The sequence below is a fragment of the Bradyrhizobium sp. AUGA SZCCT0158 genome (assembly GCF_018130065.1).
Taxonomy (GTDB): domain Bacteria; phylum Pseudomonadota; class Alphaproteobacteria; order Rhizobiales; family Xanthobacteraceae; genus Bradyrhizobium.
This window is the reverse complement of the sequence record NZ_JAFCME010000002.1, coordinates 43195-64036: the sequence shown is the minus strand read 5'-3', so window position 1 is coordinate 64036 and position 20842 is coordinate 43195. Positions and strand designations below refer to the sequence as shown.

19 protein-coding genes are annotated in these 20842 nt (G+C 63.0%); 8 read left to right on the top strand and 11 right to left on the bottom strand.

Annotated features, from left to right (window positions below; translation table 11 throughout):
• Nucleotides 1-6: 6 nt before the first annotated feature.
• The 5 genes from JQ574_RS03070 to JQ574_RS03050 form a co-directional block, all read right to left on the bottom strand.
• A complete protein-coding gene (locus tag JQ574_RS03070) occupies nt 7-1875 on the bottom strand; it encodes a TRAP transporter large permease subunit (protein WP_212209876.1) in 1869 nt (622 codons plus the stop codon).
• Nucleotides 1872-2540 carry a TRAP transporter small permease subunit gene (locus JQ574_RS03065; RefSeq protein WP_212209875.1) on the bottom strand — a complete coding sequence of 223 codons (669 nt, stop codon included), beginning with the start codon at nt 2538-2540 and terminating at the stop codon, nt 1872-1874. Before JQ574_RS03065 ends, JQ574_RS03070 begins: the two co-directional genes overlap by 4 nt.
• A gap of 198 nt (nt 2541-2738) precedes the next feature.
• Complete coding sequence (locus tag JQ574_RS03060) at nt 2739-3875, bottom strand: TRAP transporter substrate-binding protein (protein WP_212209874.1); 1137 nt, start codon at nt 3873-3875, stop codon at nt 2739-2741.
• Between the two features lie 216 nt (nt 3876-4091).
• On the bottom strand, nt 4092-5105 hold the full coding sequence (locus tag JQ574_RS03055; RefSeq protein WP_212209873.1) for an aldo/keto reductase: 1014 nt from the start codon (nt 5103-5105) through the stop codon (nt 4092-4094).
• Nucleotides 5106-5215: 110 nt separating this feature from the next.
• On the bottom strand, nt 5216-5644 hold the full coding sequence (locus tag JQ574_RS03050) for a PaaI family thioesterase (protein WP_212209872.1): 429 nt from the start codon (nt 5642-5644) through the stop codon (nt 5216-5218).
• Between the two features lie 79 nt (nt 5645-5723).
• Here JQ574_RS03050 and JQ574_RS03045 point away from each other — a divergent pair, with 79 nt between their 5' ends.
• The 3 genes from JQ574_RS03045 (at nt 5724) to JQ574_RS03035 (ending at nt 8710) form a co-directional block, all read left to right on the top strand.
• Nucleotides 5724-6353: a CoA pyrophosphatase gene (locus JQ574_RS03045; RefSeq protein ID WP_212209871.1), complete on the top strand. Its 630-nt coding sequence runs from the start codon at nt 5724-5726 to the stop codon at nt 6351-6353.
• Between the two features lie 136 nt (nt 6354-6489).
• On the top strand, nt 6490-7461 hold the full coding sequence (locus JQ574_RS03040; RefSeq protein WP_212209870.1) for a tripartite tricarboxylate transporter substrate binding protein: 972 nt from the start codon (nt 6490-6492) through the stop codon (nt 7459-7461).
• 61 nt (nt 7462-7522) lie between these two features.
• Entirely contained in the window at nt 7523-8710 is a 1188-nt protein-coding gene (locus JQ574_RS03035) for a hypothetical protein (RefSeq protein ID WP_212383269.1), read from the top strand.
• A gap of 181 nt (nt 8711-8891) precedes the next feature.
• Here the strand turns inward: JQ574_RS03035 and JQ574_RS03030 are convergent, their stop codons facing one another.
• Nucleotides 8892-9197, bottom strand: a complete 306-nt coding sequence (locus JQ574_RS03030; RefSeq protein ID WP_212209868.1) for a hypothetical protein — start codon at nt 9195-9197, stop codon at nt 8892-8894.
• A 201-nt stretch (nt 9198-9398) separates the two neighbouring features.
• On the opposite strand from JQ574_RS03030, the gene JQ574_RS03025 reads away from it, so the two are divergent.
• Together JQ574_RS03025 and JQ574_RS03020 are read left to right on the top strand one after the other, a co-directional pair.
• Nucleotides 9399-9878, top strand: coding sequence for a hypothetical protein (locus JQ574_RS03025; protein ID WP_212209867.1), 480 nt, complete (start codon nt 9399-9401; stop codon nt 9876-9878).
• Between the two features lie 93 nt (nt 9879-9971).
• Nucleotides 9972-10562 carry a GNAT family N-acetyltransferase gene (locus JQ574_RS03020; RefSeq protein ID WP_212209866.1) on the top strand — a complete coding sequence of 197 codons (591 nt, stop codon included), beginning with the start codon at nt 9972-9974 and terminating at the stop codon, nt 10560-10562.
• 43 nt (nt 10563-10605) lie between these two features.
• Here the strand turns inward: JQ574_RS03020 and JQ574_RS03015 are convergent, their stop codons facing one another.
• The 4 genes from JQ574_RS03015 to JQ574_RS03000 all read right to left on the bottom strand — a co-directional run bounded on the left by JQ574_RS03015 (nt 10606) and on the right by JQ574_RS03000 (nt 16466).
• Entirely contained in the window at nt 10606-11823 is a 1218-nt protein-coding gene (locus tag JQ574_RS03015) for an EAL domain-containing protein (protein WP_212276069.1), read from the bottom strand.
• Nucleotides 11824-12183: 360 nt separating this feature from the next.
• Complete coding sequence (locus tag JQ574_RS03010) at nt 12184-13191, bottom strand: tripartite tricarboxylate transporter substrate binding protein (protein ID WP_212209864.1); 1008 nt, start codon at nt 13189-13191, stop codon at nt 12184-12186.
• Nucleotides 13192-13420: 229 nt separating this feature from the next.
• Entirely contained in the window at nt 13421-14395 is a 975-nt protein-coding gene (locus JQ574_RS03005) for a TAXI family TRAP transporter solute-binding subunit (protein WP_212209863.1), read from the bottom strand.
• A 31-nt stretch (nt 14396-14426) separates the two neighbouring features.
• A complete protein-coding gene (locus tag JQ574_RS03000; protein ID WP_212209862.1) occupies nt 14427-16466 on the bottom strand; it encodes a TRAP transporter fused permease subunit in 2040 nt (679 codons plus the stop codon).
• A 220-nt stretch (nt 16467-16686) separates the two neighbouring features.
• Between JQ574_RS03000 and JQ574_RS02995 the strand changes: the two genes are divergently transcribed.
• Complete coding sequence (locus JQ574_RS02995; RefSeq protein WP_212209861.1) at nt 16687-17490, top strand: SDR family NAD(P)-dependent oxidoreductase; 804 nt, start codon at nt 16687-16689, stop codon at nt 17488-17490.
• A 24-nt stretch (nt 17491-17514) separates the two neighbouring features.
• On the opposite strand, the gene JQ574_RS02990 is transcribed toward JQ574_RS02995, so the two are convergent.
• Nucleotides 17515-18285: a hypothetical protein gene (locus tag JQ574_RS02990; protein WP_212209860.1), complete on the bottom strand. Its 771-nt coding sequence runs from the start codon at nt 18283-18285 to the stop codon at nt 17515-17517.
• 209 nt (nt 18286-18494) lie between these two features.
• Between JQ574_RS02990 and JQ574_RS02985 the strand changes: the two genes are divergently transcribed.
• A complete protein-coding gene (locus JQ574_RS02985) occupies nt 18495-19262 on the top strand; it encodes a hypothetical protein (protein WP_212209859.1) in 768 nt (255 codons plus the stop codon).
• 149 nt (nt 19263-19411) lie between these two features.
• Nucleotides 19412-20764, top strand: coding sequence for a tetratricopeptide repeat protein (locus JQ574_RS02980; protein WP_212209858.1), 1353 nt, complete (start codon nt 19412-19414; stop codon nt 20762-20764).
• The last annotated feature ends 78 nt before the right edge of the window (nt 20765-20842 follow it).

Genomic DNA, 20842 nt, shown 5'->3' with positions numbered 1-20842 from the left:
GTCTCGCTAACCGCCGTAGAGATATTTCGGCAGCCACAGCGTCATGCCCGGCCACATATACATGAAGACCATGCAGACGATCACGATGAACATGTAAGGCATCATGCCGGAAAAGATCTGGTTCAGCGTGACGTGCTTGGGTGCAACGCCTTTCAGGTAGAACGCCGACATCGCCACCGGCGGCGACAGGAAGGCGGCCTGCAGGTTCACGAACACCAGCACACCCCACAGGATCGGATCGACGCTGAAGTGCTTGAGCATCGGCAGGAAGATCGGCACGAAGATCACGATGATCTCGGTCCATTCCAGCGGCCAGCCCAGCACGAAGATGATCGCCTGCGACAGGATCATGAACTGGAGCGTTGTCAGGTTGAGCGACAGCACCCAGCTCTCCAGCAGCGCCTGGCCGCCGAGAATCGCGAACACCGCCGAGAACAGCGCCGAGCCGACGAACAGCCAGCACACCATCGACGTGGTCTTGAGGGTGAGGAACACCGCCTCCTTGGTTTTTTTCCAGTTCAGCGTGCGGGCATGGAACGCCAGCAGGAAGGCGCCGGCGGCGCCCACCGCCGCCGATTCCGTGGCGGTCGTGATGCCGAACAGGATCACGGCGAGCACGACCACGGTCAGCAGGCCAAGCGGCATCACCGAGGTGATGAGCAGCCGCAGCACCTCGAACTGCTCGGCCTCCATGATCGCGTAATAGTAGAACAGCAGCAGCAGCAGGACGGCCGCGGTGAACCCGAAATACAGGTAGAAGCCTTCCGGCGGCCCGGACGCCGACGGCGGGGCGGCAGTTTCGCTCTGCAGATTGCCCATCTGCTGCAGCACCTCCGGCTCGCCCTTTTTGGCCGCGCCGGACTGCTGGACCGAGCTGCCCAGTTCCTGAAGCTTTTCCTCGACCGGCTCGCTGCTCGGCGCCCCCTGTCCGAGCGGGGTCGGCGCCTCGCTGCGCTCGATGGCGGTGGGCGCATCCGGCTGCTGGTGGATCACGACGTACCACCAGATGCCCCACAGGGTGCCGAGCGTCATGACCAGCGGCACCAGCACGAACGACAGGCTCTTGAGGATCGTGCCGTAGCCGAGCCGCGCGCCATCCACCGTGATGGCAAGGGCCCGCGACGGGGCCACCGTCGCGGCCAGCAATGCCGGCAGCATCTTTCGCGAGTAGAGCTGCTGGATCTGCGTCACCCACGGCCGCACCGGCACCCGGGTTTCGCTCTCCGGCAGCTTGGGAGCGATTTTGGGGTTAATCAGCGCCCAGCCGATGATGTAGACGAGGTAGAGGAACGCCAGGAAGAAACTCGGAAACATCGCCGCGGCATACAGCTTGACCACCGACTGCCCGGCGACCGCCGCATAGACGATGATCATGACCGAGGGCGGGATCAGGATGCCGAGCGTGCCGCCGGCGGTGATGACGCCGGAGGCGAGTTTCACGTCATAGCCGGCCTTGAGCATCGGGTTGAAGGCGATGACGCCCATCAGCACCACGACGGCGCCGACCAGGCCAGAGGCAATGCCCCAGAAGGTGCAGACGATCAACGAGGCGACCGCGAGCGCCGCCGGCACGCGCCGGAACGCCAGCTGGATGGCGTAGAACATCTTGTCCACCAGCGCGCCGCGTTCCATCACATAGCCCATCAGGACGAACAGCGGGATGGAGATCAGGACGTCGTTGGTCATCGCGCCATAGGTGCGCTGGACCATCAGGTCGAAGATGTGGTTATCGGCCCAGGATTCGCCGGCGCGGTAATAGGCGAAGAAGCCGAAGAACATGCCAAGCCCCATCAGCGTGAACGCCGTGGGGAAACCCATGATGATGACGACGACGATGAGTCCGAGCATCAAAAGCCCGAGTGCCGGATCGCTCATGGCTGTGACGCTCCGCCCAAGCCGCGCTGGCGCGCGCTCTCCTCGATGTTCTGCGCGTGCTCGATCGCGTTGCGGCGCGTTTCGTCGTCGACATGCTCGCTCAGCGCCAGTTGCTCCTCGACGACGTCGATTTCGCTGACGTCCTTGAGGCGGCTCGGCCACACACCGGTCTTGAGGCAGATGACGCAGCGCGCGATTTCGGCGGACCCCTGCAGCAGCAGCAAAAAGCCGGCCAGCGGGATCATCGCCTTGAAATGATAGACCGGCGGTCCGTCCGCGGTCACGTTGGAATGTTCGTTGATGCGCCATGACAGCGCGGCGTAGTCCCAGCCGGCATAGGCCAGCGCCGCGATCCCGGGCAGGAAAAACACGATGTAGAGCACCAGATCGAGCCCGGCCTGGGTGCGCGGCCGCATCGAGGAGTAGAGAAAGTCGCCGCGGACATGGGCGTTCTGCGCCAGCGTATAGGCGCCGCCGAGCATGAACGCCGCGCCGTACAGCATATTCGACGCGTCGAAGATCCATGCGGTCGGCATGTTCAGGATGTAGCGCTTGAAAACCTCGGCGCAGACGAGAAGCATCAAGCCCATCACCAGCCAGGCGGCCGCCTTGCCGGCAAAGGTGCTGATACCGTCGAGGGTATGCAGAAAACGGTCGCTGTTCATGAAATCTGGACTGCTTGGTACGGGCTGCCTGGTACAGGAATGATCCGGACGGGGTCGGGCGTAATGGCCGACCTGAGATCCGGCGCCGCGTCGGAGCGCGTTCACGTCGTGAATGCGCAGGCGATGGCCAGCCGACGATACAAGACCCCGCCCGGGATTGCCATCCCGGACGGGGTCTGTTGGCCGATTCTATTGCCGTTAGGTCCGCTTCTTGGCGTTGGGTCCGAAGTAGTGGTTATACGCCATGCGGCGGTTCACCACCGTGTCCTGCTCCCACTGCGTCGCGCGCTTGGCGAAGGCCAGCTGGGACGCCACGATCTCCTTGAACAGCGGATTCTCCGCCGACTTTTTCTCGACGACCTGATCGTAAATATCGAGCTGCGCCTGCAGAACCGAGTCAGGGGTCTTGTAAAACTTGACGTTATCCTTGGTCTGCATCTCGGCGTAGTCTTTCGAATACCGGTCGATCGCCTTCCAGGCCATGTCCTGCCCGGCCGCTTCGGCGGCGTTGTCGAGGATCGCGCGGATCTTCGCCGGCAGCGCGTCGTACTTGTCCTTGTTGAACATGATCTCGAACTGCTCGGCATTCTGGTGATAGCTCTGCAGCATGCAGATCTTGGACACGTCGGGGAAGCCGAGGACGCGGTCCGACGTGGCGTTGTTGAATTCGGCGGCATCGAGCAGGCCGCGATCGAGCGCAGCGACGATTTCACCGCCGGGCAAGGCGTTGACCGCGGCACCCATGCCGCTGAACACGTCGATCGAAATGCCGACGGTCCGGAACTTGACGCCCTTCAGGTCGTCCGCCTTGGTGACCGGCTTCTTGAACCAGCCGAGCGGCTGGGTCGGCATCGGCCCATACGGGAACGAGACGACGTTGGCGCCGATCGAGTTGTACAGCTTGGCCAGAAGCTCCTTGCCGCCGCCGTACTTGTGCCAGGCCAGCAGCATGTTGGCGTCCATCGCATAGCCGGGACCGGAGCCCCACAGCGCGAGCGCGTTCTGCTTGCCGTAATGATAGGCGAGCACGCCGTGGCCGCCGTCGAGCGTACCCTTCGAGACCGCCTCGAGCAGGCCGAAGGCGGGCACCACGGCGCCGGCCGGCAGCACCTCGATCTTGAGGTCGCCGCCGGTCATGTCGTTGACCTTCTTGGCGTAGTCGAGCGCATACTCGTGGAAAATGTCCTTGGCCGGCCAGGTGCTCTGGAAGCGCATGCTGGTCGCGCCTTGCGCGCTGGCGATGCTGGGTGCCGCGACCGTTGCTGCGGCGCCCGCGGCGGCCGCTTTCAGGAAGCGGCGGCGGCTGGAAGTGGTGTCCTTTTTGGATGTCGTCATGGTTTCCTCCCCGTTTTGACGGCGATCCAACCGAGGATGCGCCCCTTATTATTGGAAGGGAGACAAAGGCTTGCGCAGGTGTTTGGCAAGAATGTTCGGGAAGATGCGACGCTTCGACGCGGCAAATGGTGAACAACGTCGATGACTGCTTCCGGATTTATTCCGAAGGCGCTGAATTAAATTTCGCAAGCCCGCGATGTCGTATGCGACTTTCGTTTAAGTCGCGGTGCGCGCGCGCCGTCCCTCGACCGGATAGGCGGGATCGTTGAACCCCGGTGTGGATGGATGCCCACTCACGACCAGCCGGTCGATCAGCGCTTCGTCCTCCGACGTGAAGCGATAATCGAGCGCCTTCAGGTAGTCGTCCCACTGCTGCTCGGTGCGGGGACCGGCGATCACGGCGGACACGAATGACGAGTTCAGCACCCATGACACCGCGAACTGCCCGGCGGTGATGCCGCGCCCTTCGGCGTGCTCCTTGATTTGCTGCGCGAGCTGCAGCGATTCCGGCCGCCATTCGGTCTGCATCATGCGCTTGTCGTTGCGGCCGGCGCGGCTGTCCTTGTCGGGCGTCACATCGGGCAGGTACTTGCCGGTCAGCACGCCGCGCGCCAAGGGGCTATAGGGCACGATGCCGAGACCGTAATAGCCGCAGGCCGGGAAGTGCTCGACCTCCGGCATCCGGTTCATGGCGTTGTAATACGGCTGGCTCACGATCGGACGATCGATGCCGTTGCGGTCGCAGATGTTGCAGATCTCGGCGACGCGCCAGGCGCGGTAATTCGAGACGCCGAAATAGCGGATCTTGCCCTGCCGCATCAGGTCGCCCATCGCGCGCACGGTCTCTTCCAGCGGCGTCGCGTGGTCTTCCTTATGCAGATAGTAGATATCGATATAGTCGGTGCCGAGCCGCTTCAAACTCTCTTCCGCCGCCTGCAGCACCCAGCGCCGCGACAGCCCGCCGCAATTGGGATCGTCACCGATCTGGTTGGCGAGTTTTGTCGCGAGCACCCAACTGTGCCTGATGTTGGCAATGGCGCGGCCGACCACTTGCTCGGACTTGCCGCCATTATAGGCGTCTGCGCTGTCGATGAAATTGATCCCGGCCTCGCGTGCCTTCGCCACGATCCGCGACGACGTCGCTTCGTCGGTCGGCCCGCCGAACATCATGGTGCCGAGGCAAATCGGTGAAATCTTCAGGCCGCTGCGGCCGAGTTGGCGATATTGCATCGGGCGGATCCTCTAACTTGAGCCGTCATTCCGGGGCGATGCGAAGCATCGAACCCGGAATCTCGAGATTCCGGGTCTGGTGCTGACGCACCATCCCGGAATGACGGTGTCTAACTTTCATTCTTCAATATTTTAAACACGCCCGATGCCATCGCGATACAGCGCTGGTCGACGGTGACTTCGGTGGTGATGAAAATCAGGCTGCGGGTGGCGCGCACCACGTGTGGCTTCGAGATCAGCACCTCGCCGATCCTGCCGGATTCAACGAAATGCGTGTCGAGCTGCACGGTCGCCAGCGTCGGCTTGCCCGACACGTGTCGCGCGGTGATGCCGCAGGTGCGGTCGGCAAACGTCATCAGCACGCCGCCCTGCACCAGGCCGCGGCGGTTGTGATGCTTGTCCTCGGTGATCAGCGCGAATTCAAGCTCGCCGTCGAGCGTTCGCTGCCACAGGGGTCCTATCAGATGCAGGAATCCGGTCGTCTCGACGATTTTCCAGCCATCGGATTTGAGCTTCTCCGTGGCGGCCCTGGTCGTCATCTGATGCATTCCGTTCCCTGCAGGCGGTCATGTCCTGAACGTCATTTCATCAAACGCGGGAGTATTGTAGTCAAGCGCCATGACCCGTTCATTTGATGATGCCACCCGGCGAAATATCGCAGAGCTTGTTGCAGCTTTTTCGCGGGCGACCGCGGATGAGCCGGAGCCTGCGCTGAAGCGGGCCGCCGTTGTCATCGCGCTCACCGAAAGCGAGAATGGTGCCGAAACGGCGTTTCTCCTGACGCGGCGTGCCGAGGGCCTGCGCTCCCATTCGGCGCAATGGGCGCTGCCGGGCGGACGCTGCGATCCCGGCGAGACGCAAGTCCAGTCGGCGTTGCGCGAGCTTCATGAAGAGCTCGGCCTGGAGCTCGGAGAGAGCGATGTGCTGGGCCTGCTCGACGACTATCCGACGAGGTCCGGCTATCTGATCACGCCGGTCGTAGTGTGGGTGAGCACGAAGGCCGCGCTGGTGCCGAACCCGGCGGAGGTGGCTTCCGTGCATCACATCGCGCTTGATGAGATCGAGCAGCAAGACGCGTTCAGCTTCACCAGGATTCCCGAAAGCGCGCGGCGCGTGATCCGCTTTCGCCTCGCCGGCCAACACATCCACGCGCCGACGGCGGCACTGATCTATCAATTCCGTGAAGTGCTGGCGGGCCGCAACACCCGCGTGGCCGAGCTGGAGCAGCCGGTGTTCGCCTGGAAATAGGACTCCTTAAGTTCGTCATTGCGACACGTTGGCTCGCAACGACGATGGGTAGGGTTGTCCGGAACACGGGTTGCGGATGTCGGCAGTTTCAGCGACCATACGGCCAACAAGAACAATGATCCCAAGGGAGTGCTGAATGCGCGGTAACGCTTTAGCCGTCATCATCGCCGTCGGCTTCGCCGCCAGCCTCAACAGCGCGCAAGCTCAAAACTATCCGACCCGGGCGATCGCGCTGGTGATTCCGTTTGCGCCTGGTGGTTCGACCTCGATCGTCGGCCGTGGCATCGCCGACAAGATGAGCGAACTGCTTGGCGAGAAGGTCGTGGTCGACAATCGTCCCGGCGCCGGCGGCACGATCGGCACCAAGGCCGTCGCCAAAAGCGATCCCGATGGCTACACGCTGGTGCTGGGTTATACCGGCACGCTCGCGATCGGGCCGTCGCTCTACAAGAGCGCCGGCTACGATCCGCGCAAGGATTTCGCGCCGATCGGCCTGATCGGCAATGCGCCGAATTCGCTGGTGGTGCATCCGTCGTTTCCGGCCAAGACCGTTGCCGAACTGATCGCGCACGCAAAGGCCAATCCCGGCAAGGTCAATTTCGGCTCGGCCGGCGCCGGCACGGTCAGTCACATCACCGGCGAATATTTCGCCCGCACCGCCGGGATCACGCTGGTGCATATTCCCTACAAGGGAACCGGTCCGGCGCTGACCGATCTGTTGGGTGGCCATATCCCGATGGCGTTTGCGCCGATCCCGGCCTCGCACTCCAACGTCTCGGCCGGCAAACTGCGCGCCCTCGCGGTGACCAGCACGACCCGCTCCGGCCTGCTGCCGGACGTGCCGACGATGGCGGAAGCGGGCCTTGCCGGCTTCGATGCGTCGCTGTATTACGGCCTCGCGGCGCCTGCCGGCACGCCGCGCCCCATCATCGACAAGCTCAACAAGGTGCTGCGCGACGCACTTGGCTCCGACGAGGTCAAGAGGCAATTGGCCAATGACGGCACCGAAATCACACCCGGCACGCCGGAGGACTACGCCGATTTCATCGACAAGGATGAAAAGAAGTGGTCGCAACTGATCAAGACCAGCGGCGTCGAGCAGGAGTGAGCGGCACCGCGCCGCGCCGTTTCGGGGCTGACTTGAGCCCGACACTTGCTACAACAAGGCGATGCGCCTGCAATTGATTCGCCTTTATTTCTGCCTTGTCGCGCTCGCGCTTCCCGCGGGCGCGCCGCGGGCTTTGGCCATGGACGCGCTGCCGGCCTCAGCGGCGGATGCGATGGCGCAGGCGGCCTCGCCACAGGCGATCGCGGAATATCGCCGCAAGCTGAAGGAATATCAGGCCGCGCGCGCCGCGTTCGAGCAGGAAGCCGAACCCTACTGGAGCGCGATTGCCGAAAAACGGCGTGGCCGCAATGCCAAGCGGCGCGAGCGCCAGGCCATCACGCTCAATGATTATGTGCTGACGCAGCCGCCGCTTTACGACGGGCCGAAGCGGCCGGTGGATCCGGAGCCCGACGACAAGCCGCGCGAGCGCAAGCCGCTTCCGGTGGTCGCCGATTTCCTGCAAGCCGCCGCGGCGCATTTCCAGTTTACGCCGCAGCGGCCCGCCAGCGAAGTCGAGTTCAAGCGCGCCTATGGCCGCGTCGCATTGGCTTCCGGGCTGACGCGCGAGCAGATCGTTCGGGTCTATTCGTTCGAGACCGGCGGCAACGGCAATCACGACATGCAATCCGGATTGAGTTCCTCGCGCCCGGGCTCGCGCGCGATCTCGACGGCGGTTGGCTACAACCAGTTGCTCACCACCAACACCGTCTCGCTGCTCGCCGAACAGGGGCATGACATCGTCAAGGCGTTGACGGAGAAGGCCGCCGGCCTGTCAGGACCGGCGCGCAAGGCGATGGATCACAAACTGGCGGTATTGAAGCGGATGGTCGCGTTCACGCGCTCGGTGCCGGTGCAATGGTCGGAGCACGAGAAGCTCGCCAGCACGCCGCAGGGCTGGGGGGTCCACGCCATGGTGCTGGACATCGACGTCGGCCCGCTGCTGCAGACCCACAAGCTGCTGACCTCGGTGCTGTTCGCGCGCGCCAAGGGTTACACCAAGCCGCTCAGCGCCGCTGAACTCGAGATGATGAACCTGACCGGTGACAGCACCGGACTCGACATGGTGACGATGCCCCAGGCGATGCGCGAGCAGGTGCCGACCTCGAATTTCTTCCAGCGCGGTGGCTACGAGCGCAACCCGGTCGCGATCCGCCACAACACGGTGGCAAAACTGCTTGCGATCACCGACGAGCGGATGGACGTCAACAGCGGCAAGCCAGGTGCGAAGGAACTGGCGGCGGCGTTTTAGGCGACTCTGCTGAAACATCGTCGTCCCGGCCTTGAGCCGGACCCATACGCCGCGGCCCCTCTGTGTGGACGCTGGCGTTAGAGACCATCCGTTACAATGACCGCCGCGGCGTATGGGTCCCGGCGCCTGATGCGCAATTGCGCACTAGGCCGGGACGACAAGCGGTGGTTAAGCGCACCCCTCAATTCGCGCCGAACTTGAACTTGCCGTCGTCTTCGAGGTAGGGGCCGGTGCGCATGTAAAGCTGGCCGTTCTCGCCGACGAAGAACAGCGTGCCCTTCGGCACTTTCTTGGCGCCCTTCAGCAGCGTGCCGGCGTTGTTGGTGCCCAACTTGTACGCAACCGTCTTGCCGTCTTTGCCGTAGGCATAGCCCGTGCCGGAGGTCAGCTCCCAGGGCGTTGGCGCGGCGGCCTGTGCGAATGCAGACGACGTCAGCCCGCCGAGCGCGGCCGCGATCAAAAAGGTCTTGGCTGAAATTCCTGTCATCGTTGTCCCTCCCAGCGGCCAAAATTGGCTTCTGCCCCATTCGTTTGAACAAATCACGAACGTCATTATTCCGTCAATGGTACCTTCGCCGCATCACGCCTTCATCTGCGACTTTGTGATTTCCCGCCTTCGACTTCGCGACTATGTTCCGGTTTCCGGTTACAAACCGCTATTGCCAGAAACGTTATAGGGATGATTCGGATGAACCTCGTCATGAAGATTGGTTTCGGTGTTGCGCTGTCTTTCATGACGCTGGCTTCCGCTGTCCAGGCCGACGAATTCAAGCTCAGCAACAACCAGCGGATTGCCTGCAGCCGCGGCCTGAGCCCCGGCAAGCTCAACACCGCAACCTGCAGATCGTACGCGTATGTCTTCAACATCAAGACCTCGGAATATTTCCGCTGCCAGGTCACGCTGGCGCTGACGCGCGACAACAAAGAAGTCATCAACGTGCAGGCCGACGGCAACTGCGCCAAGAAGCCCCGCATCTTCGAGACCGATTCGAACTATTCGTTCGACGCCACCGAAACCGAACCGCCGAACACCAACTCGTTCTTCGGGCCCGGCGGCTATGCGGTGTGGGCCAGCGACAACAATGCGCGCAAGGTGCGCGGCTGCATCATCATCTCGTCCGGCCTCGGCTCCGACATCTCGAAATGTCTCGACATGAAGTTCGATTGATGGGCGGCGGGCGTGACAGCCGCCCCCTCCGCGCCGGGCGCGCCGCCGCCGCCCTGGCCGTTTCCTGATCGAATCCGGTTTGAGGGACGCGCGATGTCCCTCGAACCGCTTGCCGTCGGACACGCGGACGAGCTCTGGCACGCCGCGCAGGGCGCCGATGCGTCATTTGCCTATTTGCGCTACGGGCCGTTCGCGCAGCAGTGCGACTTGCTGGAGTTGATCACCGAACTGGCTGCGCGGGCGGATCAGCCGTTCTGGGCGGTGCGGGCGAAAAGCAGCGGCGTGGCTCAAGGCTGGCTCTCGCTGTGCGATATCTATCCTGCCGACGGCGCGATCGAAATCGGGGCGATCTGGTTTTCGCCGCGGCTGCAGCGAACCCGGGCCGCGACCGAAGCGATCTTTCTCCTGATGCAATATGCGATGGAGGAATTGCAGTACCAGCGGCTGGTCTGGCGCTGCAACGCGGCAAACCAGGCGTCGCTGAACGCGGCCGCGCGCTACGGTTTTACGCCGGAAGGTACATGGCGTGGTTCGGCCTTCAGCAAGGGACGTCGCTGCGACGTGGCGTGGCACTCGATCATCGCCGCCGAATGGCCGGCGCGCCGCGCCGCCATCGCCGCGTGGCTCGCGGACGGGAATTTCGATGAACATGGCCGCGCGCGCACGCGGCTGGTCCATCCGTGAGCCAGTTCTTGACGAAGTTCGGCTGAGCCCGACCGAGCGCCCCTCACGGCTTTTGCCCGACGGGGGATGGCAGCACGGGGGGCGAGCGGGCAAATTTCTTGACCCCGAGCGGCTTGCTGAACAGATAGCCCTGGACCAGATCGAAACCCATGTCATGCGCAGCGAGAAAATCGGTGCGGGTTTCGACGCCCTGGGCGATGGCGCGCGCGCCGTGGTCCTGCGCCAGCTCGACGATGTGGCGGCATACGGTCTGCTTCAAGCGGTCATCCGCGCAGCCGGTGACAAACTGATGATCGACTTTCAGCTCGACGAATGGAAAGTTCCGGAGCCCCATGAGCGCCGGCCATTCCGGGCCGACATTATCGACGGCAATCGCGATATTATGCAGGCGCACCTGTCTGGCGACGTCGATCACGAGATCCAGATTGTCCGTCACCTCGGCGCTGTCGATCTCGATGATCAAGCCGCCGAACGCGGGATGGTCGGGCATTCCGAGACACAGGTCGCGCACCGTTTCGCGGCCCCTTAAAAACGAAACCGGCAGGTTGATCGAGAGATCAACCGGACCTTGCTGCTCCAGAAGGTAATGCCAATCCTCAATCGCGCGGCCGATCACGAACTCGGACAGCGCGCGATAATGCGGATCCTTGTCGTCCGGAATGAAATACGCCGGTGGAACGACGCCCCAGGCGGGATGTCGCATCCGCACCAGCGCCTCAGCGCCGCAGGGAATCAGGGTGCGGGCATTGATCTTTTGCTGATACCACAATTCGAGCCACCCGGCCTTCAGCGCCTCGGCCACGTCCACCGCCGGGCTCGGCGCCGGTTCGGTGGGCAGCAGCGAGGCGACGCTGGCCCGCAACGTTCCGGCGCTGAAGGGCGTCGGCAGCGATGGTAGCATCGCGATGTCGTATTCCTCGGCAATTTGCCGAACCGCCTTTACCATAATCGAGTCCGGTGGGCCGATGATGAGCACCTTGCCGCCGAAATTTTTCCGGACCAGAACTTCGAGAATTTCGCCGACTTCGGTCCCGTTGACGGACACGCCGAGCACGACGAGGTCGGGCTGTTGTGCGTCAAGCACTCCCGCCAACTCGCTTGCACAAGCGCATGCGCTGGTGATGAAGCCGAGTTCCTCGAGCGCGTCAGAGAGGAACAGCCGCAGGTGTTTCTTGGCGTCGGCCACGCAGGCGCGGGGCATCATCCTTCGTAGTCCGAAGCCACCGGCGCGCGCATGCGCGTTTGCATTGATCAGATTCATTCCGTCCCCCTGCTCAGATATCGACGCTAGTCGTACATCCGCGCGGCGGCGCTAATCATGGAGTTTTAGGGACACGGTGATGAATGCGTGGGTAAGGTTAAAGCCGCCAATGAAATTAGAATTGTAACGAAAGCGGCAAGTCATCTGGCTGTAATATGACAACTCGGGAGCCCAACGGAGATCCATCCGTTGGTCGTTGCTGTCGTCGGCATGTTCTATGAACTGACGCGTGCATTGCGCGCTGTTTCATTGCTGGACGCGCGTTAACGCCTGTGGTCGCTTGTCGGCGCGGCCACAGTTTATGTTCGCGCCGAACAGAAGAATCGCTTCATCGCAGGCGGGCCGTGCGGAATGCGATCGTCACTCCGGCTTGATGCCGGCGAACTTGGCCACCTTGCCCCACTTCTCGGTTTCCGCCAGCACGTAAGCCTGCATGTCCGCGGGCGACCCGCCGGCCGGCTCGGCGCCGAGCTTGCGCAGCCGAGCGATGCCGTCCTCTGTCTTGAGGAATTTGTCGACGCTGGCGTTGAGCCTGTCGATGATCTCCTTCGACGTCTTGGCCGGCGCACCGATGGTGAACCAGGATGCCGCCTCGTAACCGGGTACGCCGGCTTCCGCGATCGTCGGCAGATCAGGCAGGCCCGGCCAGCGCTTGGCGGAGGAGACCGCCAATGGACGGATCGAGTTGGATTCGGCGAACGGCTGCGAGGCCGGCAGATTGTCGATCGTCAGCTGCACGCGGCCGGCGATCAGGTCGGTCAGCGCCGGTGCGCTGCCCTTGTAGGGAACGTGAGTCATCTCGACGCCAGTCATCGACTTGAACAATTCGGTCGAGACATGCGCGGTGCTGCCGAGCCCCGGCGTGCCGTAGAACAACTCGCCCGGTTTCGATTTGGCATAGGCGATCAGCTCCGCGACCGATTTCACCGGCAGCGAATTGGTGACCGAACAAAGATTGGGTACCCGCGCGATGATGATGACCGGCGCGATATCCCTGGCCTGGTCGTAGTTCATGTTCTTGAACACGAACTGGTTGATGGCGTGCGTGCCCGGCGTTCCCACCACGAAGGTGTAACCGTCGGGCTCGGCCTTCGCGACGAATTCAGCCGCGATGTTGCCGCCGGCGCCGGTCTTGTTTTCGACGATGAATTGCTGGCCGAATTCCTCGGAGACTTTTGCCGCGACCACGCGCGCCAGGATGTCGGTGGTGCCACCGGCCGCGAACGGCACGACCAGTTTGACCGGCCGTGTCGGCCATTGATCGGCGCCCGCCCGCCGCGGCAACAGCGACATACCGCCAAGGGCAGCGGCGCCGGTCAGCACAGCGCGGCGGCTCAGGCGGTGCGGATGGATAATCTTCGAAGTCATGTCGGTCCCTCCAAAATTTCGGCGGACCGTATTTGTTAATCGGCGCGACCGCCACCCCCGTCGGCGTCATGCCTCGGGGCTCCGGCATCATGGCGCAGAATCCGATCAGGCCGATAGCGGCGAATGTCGCAAGAAGCGCAAGGTCAAAGAAATGACCGCGGCCCTTGGCGGACCGCGGTCAAATGCAATCAGAGGTCAAATGCAATCAGAAGATTGCAGGCAGCCGGCGTTAGCCGCCGATGCCTTTTTCCTTGAAGTACTTCAGCGCGCCGGGATGGAACGGGATCGGCGAGCGATCCTGCACCTGGTTGTCGAGCGAGAAGCTCTCGGCTTCCTTGTGCACGGCAACGATGTCGGCCTTCTTCTCCACCAGAGTCTTGACGATCGTGTAGGCATCGTCGTTGGTCATCTTGTCGCCGGTTACGATCAGGTTCCAGACCTCGGCGATGGAATTGTCCTTGTCGTAGCCGGGATAGGAGCCCGCCTTGATCTTGCTTGACGTGTAGAGCTTGCCGTACTTGGCATTCATCTTCGCGGCGAGGTCGCCGTGATCGATCAGCTTCATCTTGATGCCCGGCGTTGCAGCCAGATCGGTCACCGCCGCGGTCGGAATGCCGCCGACCCAGAAGAACGCGTCGATCTTGCGGTCCTTGATGGCGTTGACGGATTCCGCGACGCCTAGTCGCTCGCGCTTCATGTCCTTGTCCTTGTCGAGGCCGGCGGCCTCGATGACGCGGAACGCCATCACTTCGGTGGCGCCGCCCGGCGAACCGGTCGAGACGCGCTTGCCTTTCAGGTCGGCCATGGTCTCGATGCCGGTGCCTTCGACGGTCACCACGTGCATGCGGTTCGGATAGACCACGAGCAGCGCCTGCAGCGGCAGCTTGCCACTCTTGAACTTGTCCTGGCCCTGCAGCGCGTCGAGCGCGGCATCGGCCATGGTGAAGCCCATCTCGCTCTGCCCGGTGCCGATCAGCTTGAGATTGTCGATCGAGCCGCCGGTGACCTCGGCGGTGGCCTGCACGTTGGGAAGGCTCTTTGACAGCACGTTGGCGACGGCGCCGCCAAGCGGATAGTAGACGCCGCCGGTTCCGCCGGTACCGATCGACATCGTCTTCTGCTGGGCATGGACGATGCCGGCGAAGGCGAGTCCGGCCGCAACAGTCACAGCCAGCACGGCCACGGTCTTTTTCATTATTTTCATCTCAATTACTCCCTTGAACCTATTCTTGGACTTAAGTTGTAAGCGCCGGTCGTTTCGGCGCCCGCGTTCTCGACTGCCACAGCAACACGCCGAAGCCGATAATCAGCCCGGGCACGTAAGTGTAGCTGATATCGCGGCCGATCATCCATTCGACGATCGCCTCGATCAAACTCGGAAATACCAGCAGCAATCCGGATAGCAGAAGCAGGCCTCCCTCGACCCGCGTATTTTGTCGCAGCGCCCAGTTCTGGGCAAATGCGGCCAGCGCCAGCAGTCCCAGGGTGGTCTTGATCGTGATTTCGACGATGTCGAGCCATGATCCGCCCTTGGGGATCGAGAGCAGCAGGCCGACGCCCTGCGGATCGAGCACGAACACGAACGGCACCAGGAACGCCGGCAAGGTATATTTCCAGGACTGCAGCGTGGTCTTGTAGGGATCACCGCCGGTGATGGCGGCGGCCGCGAACGGCGACAGCGCGGTCGGCGGCGACACCTCCGACAGCACGGCGTAATAGAAGATGAACATATGCGCGGCGTAATCGGGTACGCCAAGTTTGGTCAGGGCCGGTGCGGCGATCACGGCGCAGATGATGTAGGAGGCGGTCACCGGCACCGCGAGCCCGATGATCCACACGATCAGCGCGGTGTAGATCGCGGTCAAGAGCAGGCTGCCGCCCGCATAGCTGATCACGATCGCCGAGAATTTGAGACCGAGACCGGTCAGCGTCACGATGCCGACCACGATGCCGGCGCAGGCGCAGGTGGTCGCCGCGTTCAGCGCGCCGGTCGAGCCTTCAGCCAGCGCCTTGACCAGCTTGCTCGGCACCAGCGCGGTTTCCTTGCGCAGGAAGCTCAGCGCGAAGGTCACGACGATGGCATAGAACACCGACAGCGACGGCGAATAGCCGATCACCATGAATACGACCACGGCGAGCAGCGAGATGAAATGAAAGCCGTAACGCCGGGTCATCTGTCCGAGCGACATCTCCGGCGTGAAGTTGACGTCCTTGGCGCCGAATTTTTTCGCATCCAGTTCGACCATGAACAGCAGCGACATGTAATAGAGACAGGTCGGAATCGTCGCCATCCAGATCACGTCGAGATAACTGATCTTGAGAAACTCGGCGATCAGGAAGGCCGCGGCGCCGAGCACCGGCGGCGACAGGATGGCGCCGAGGCCGCCGGCCGCCAGCAGACCGCCGGCGGCGTTTTTCTCAAAGCCGGCCTTGGCCAGCATCGGGGAGGCCACGGTGCCGATCATCACGGTCGTGGCGACGCCGGATCCGGAGGGGCCGCCGAGCAGGAACGAGGACAGCACCACGGTTCTGCCGGCGCTGTTCGCCTTGCCGCCCATCAGCGCCAGCGAGAAATCGATGAAGAACTTGCCGGCACCGGATTGCGCCAGGAACGCGCCATAGATCGTGAACAGGATGATCAGGGTCGCCGACACGTCGACTGCGACGCCAAAAATACCTTCCAGCGTGATGAAGAGATGGCCGACCAGCCGGGGCAGATCGTAGCCGCGATGGGTCCATGGCGCCGGCAGATGCGGGCCGAGCATTGCATAGGCGATGAACAACACGGCCACGACGGGCATGATCAGCCCGGTGGTGCGCCGCGTCGCCTCCAGCACCAGCACAATGAAGACGATGCCGACGATGACGTCCCAGCGGTCGGGCGAGGTGGCGCGGTCGGTAAAGTCCTCGCCGCCCCAGAGCGCATAGACGATGGTCGCGACCGCAAAGATGCCGGGCACCACGTCCCACCAGCGCACCCGGTTGCGAAACCGCGTCGCCAGCGGAAACAGCAGGAAGCTCAGCACCAGCGTGAATGCGACGTGGGTGTAGCGCAGTTCCTGGGTCGGAACGATCGCGTAGGCCGCATAGAGGTGGAACAGGCTCATCACCACTGCAATGGTGGTCGAGATCCGTCCCGCCCATCCCATCAGGCGGTTGGCCGCGCCTTCCTCGGCCTCGATGAACAATTCAGCCTTATGCAACGCCTCGTCGGAAACGGCGACGACGTCGTCATTGGGCAACGAATTGCCTGGTGGTTGACCCTGTGCGGCCATGCATCCCCCGGAGCGCATTGATATCTCCCGGCCGATCGCCGGGGCCTTTTACGGCGGCGCATTCATGCCGGTTTGGGCAGGCGTGGCAAGGGCATAAATCGAGAGATTTTGGGATGGTTACATCCATGCGAGGGTTGCATCGACCGCCACGTGCTGGACGGGTTGACCGCGGGCACATGCGCGTTCAACTTCCCGTCCAAATCAAGGGGAGAGAAAGTCGATGGAACGGCTCAAGGGCAAGACGGCGATGGTGGTCGGCGCGGGTTCGATCGGGCCCGGCTGGGGCAACGGCAAGGCGACCGCGGTGACTTTTGCTCGCGAAGGTGCGCAGGTGTTTTGCGTCGATCGCAATGCGGCGGCGGCCGAAGAGACCGTGAAGATCATCACGGGCGAGGGCGGCAAGGCGGCGGCCTTCACCGCCGACGTCTCCCGCGCCGCCGATGTCGAGGCGATGGTGGCGGCGTGCCTGAAGACCTATGGCCGTATCGATGTGCTCGACAACAATGTCGGCATTGCTGAAATGGGCAGCGTGGTCGAGACGACGGAATCCGAATGGGATCGCGTGTTCGCGGTCAACCTCAAGAGCGCCTTCCTCGCCATGAAGCACGTTATTCCGGTGATGCAGAGACAGGGTGGTGGCTCGATCATCAATATTTCATCGATCGCCTCGATCCGCCACGTCGGCATTTCCTACGTCTCCTATGGGGCGTCGAAGGCGGCGATGAACCAGATGACGCGCACCACGGCGGTGCAGTTCGCAGCCGATCATGTCCGGGTGAATTGCATTCTGCCGGGCCTGATGAAAACGCCGATGGTCGAGCACTCCGCAGGTCTTGCGGCGAGTTATGCCAAGGGCGATGTCGAGGCGATGTGGCGGGCGCGCGACGCGCAAGTGCCGATGGGGCACATGGGCGACGCCTGGGATGTCGCCAATGCGGCGCTGTTTTTGGCGTCCGACGAATCCCGCTACGTCACCGGGCTCGAACTCGTGGTCGATGGCGGGATGACGGCGAGGTCGGCATAAGCCAAGCGCGGGTTCGCGCTTCCGCTACTGCGCCATCGCCAAGATGCCGCCGGCAAAGGAGTGCCACATCGGCGTCATGCTGATCGGCCAGTTCAGCAGCTTGACGGCGATCAGCGCGGCGCCGCCATAGATATAGACCGGATGCGGGCGGCCGCGCGTGCGCCAGTCGTGCACGATGGCAACCACGAGCAGCAGATAGGCGACGAAGGCCGGCGGGATGGTGACGGGCACCGGCGGCGGGCCGAGCGGCCCGGGCGGCGCCAGGAAGGTGAGAAACCAGCGCGCCACGGCCGCATCGAGCAGCGAAATGCCGGCCAGCAGCATCAGCCGCTTGTGGGTTTCGCTCCGGCGGATGTTCGCGATTCCCGACGCGAACACCACCGCGAAGAACAGGATGCCGCTGAGCGGGACGATCGCAAACGCGATGCCTTCACTGGTGAGCCCGGCCGCGGCCGATCGCTTCATCGCGTTGACCGCAACCAAAAAGCCGAAGATCGTCATCGCGGTCGCCAGCGACACGCCGATCATCCCGATTGCGCGGTGCCGGGTGACATTTCCCGATGCGGCGAGCCATGCCTGGAACGCGAAGTAGAGCGACCAGGCGAAAAACAGCAGGCCGTGAAAATGGACGACGGGCGAGGCCGAGAGCGATCGCGACATCATCGGCAGCCAATAGGTGGGGGCAAAGCCGAGAAACGCGACGGCCATGCAGGCCAGCGCCATGTAAAAATAAAAATATCCGGTTTGGGTATACGCGGTCGCGCGCGGCGGAGTGGTGTCGGTCAGGATGGCCATGGTTTTGAGTCGACCAAACAGAGGAAAGGTTCAACGAAAATTCTTCAATGGATATGTACACTTGCGGGCGAAAAGTGCGGCTTCCCGGACGTCATGTTTCAGCCAGAGCCGGTTTTCGAACGGCTAACGAAATTCGCCTTGGCCGCTGTCGGAAGCTCACCTCGCTTGCTAGGATTGTCCATCGTCGAGAGCGTTTTTCGGGTCTGTTGATGCGAGGTTGTCCTATCATCCGCAATATTGTCGTCGCTTCCCTGCTGTCGACGGCGTTCGTGCAAGCCGCCTTCGCAACCGGCGCCGAGCCGACCAAAGATCCGCAAGTCGATCCCGCGCCTTGCGTTGCGGCTGCGGCGGCCAATGACGACGACAAGACCATCAGCGTTTGCGGCGCGTTGATCCGCAACGAAAAGACCGCGAGGTCCGACCGCATCAAGGCATTGATCGCGCGCGGCGGCGCCAATGATCGCAAGGATCTGATCGACCGCGCCATTGCCGATTATGACGGCGTGCTGCGGCTCGATCCGGCGCTGGCCGATATCTTCAACGCGCGCGGCGAACTCTGGCGCAAGAAGGGCGACCGGCCGAAGGCATTGCAGGACTTTGGCATGGCGATCAAGCTCAACCCGGAACATCCCACCGCGCGCGGCAATTACAAATCGCTGGCGCAGGAGCTCGAGCGTCTCGGTGCGCTGATGGCAGTCTACAACAAGCCGAGCTTCAACTGCGCCACCACAAAGCGGCCGGTAGAGAAGGCGATCTGCGCCAGTCCGGACCTTGCCAAGTTTGACCGCGAGATCAGTGCCGTGAACACCAAGGTGGTCCGCGATGCGAGCGCGGACGGCCCGCGCGCCCGTGCCCTGCAGCGTGAGCAGGATGATTTCGTCGCCCGCCGCGGCGCCGCCTTCGGCCAGCCGGGTTACGATTTGCGCAGGGCCATGAAGGAACGGTTAGACCAATTGCTGGCGATCGAGTCGCGCTGAACGCCGGCGCTGGCGCAGGCCCGTGTTCTCGCGTTGAATCGGCCGGCATCATCCAGGCAATGGCCGGCTTTCGAACCTTGGGCGGATTTGGGGCGACAAAGCAACGCGGCATTGCCGTTCAACCCAGCTAGTATTCCCAAGAGCCGGTCATGCGATCATTAGTTTCGCCTCTTGCCGCCAGCGCGGCGCTTGCCATCACCATTCTGACATTCAACGGGGCCATCGCCCAAACCGTCGCCGAGCCGCCGGTGATCTGCGCGCCCCTGACCGACGCGGCACCGCCCAAGCTGATCGAAGGCTGCACCGCGCTGATCGACAATCCGGCGATGCCGGAGGCCGACCGTCTCGATGCCACCATCACCCGCGCCGTCGCGCTCTTCAGCAGCGGCCAGGCTGCCAAGGCAATGGCCGAGATCGATGCGGTCATTGCCAGGGATCCCAATCGTGCCCGCGCCTTCCGCGCTCGCGGCGAGATGCTGCGCCAGGGCGGCAAGACGGAGGCGGCATTTGTCGCGCTCAACGAAGCCATCCGGCTCGAGCCCGAAAACGCCAATGGCTATGCCAACCGTGGCAACGCCTTCAACAATGCCGGCAAATACGATCGCGCCATCGAGGACTATAATGAGGCGCTGCGGCTGAAGCCCGATTTCGCGCAAGTCTTTTCGGATCGCGGCGCGGCCTGGTATTTCAAGGGCGAGTACAAGAAGGCGATCGCCGATTACGATTCTGCGATCCGTCTCGATCCGAGTAACGCGCGGACCTATACCAATCGCGGCGCGGCCTACAAGAAAATCGGCCGCACCGACCGCGCGCTGCAGGACTCTACGTCGGCGATCCGGATCGATCCGTCGCAGCCGGAATTCTTCGACAATCGCGGGCTGGATCTCGCCGCCAATGGAGATCACGCAGGCGCGATCGCCGACTACGACGAGGCGATCAAAATCCAGCCGCAGCCGAAATTCCTGGTCAATCGCGGCGACGCCCATCAGGCGCGCAAGGACTATGACCGCGCCATTGCCGATTATGATGCGGCATTGAAGCTCGATCCGAAATTCCAGCGCGCTTACAACAACCGCGGCTCGGCCTGGATTCGGAAGGGCGACCGCACGCGTGCGCTGCAGGATTACGCCGAGGCGGTCCGCCTCGATCCCTCCGACAAGACCGCGGCCACCAACCATCAGGAGATCGCGCAGGAGATCGAACGGCTGGGCTCGCTGAGCACCAAGAACTTGCCGAGCTTCAATTGCGCCACCGCCAGGCGTCAGGTGGAGAAGGCGATCTGTTCCGATGCGGGCCTCGCCCAACTCGACCGCAACATCAACGACGTCTTTCTGCGGGTGGTCGCGAGCGCGGAATCGGGTAACCACCGCGCGGCGCTGGCGCTGACCCGGCAGCAGCGCGATTTCATCGGCAAGCGCAACGCTTCCTTCGGCCGCCCCGGCTATGATCTGCGCCAGGCGATGGAAGAGCGGCTGGAGAAGCTCAATGCAATCGCCCGGTAGTAGGGCTTATTCCGGCTTGATCTAGCGCCGCTTCCCGTGACAATGCGTCCGGAAACGACTGCCCGCGTCATCATGGCC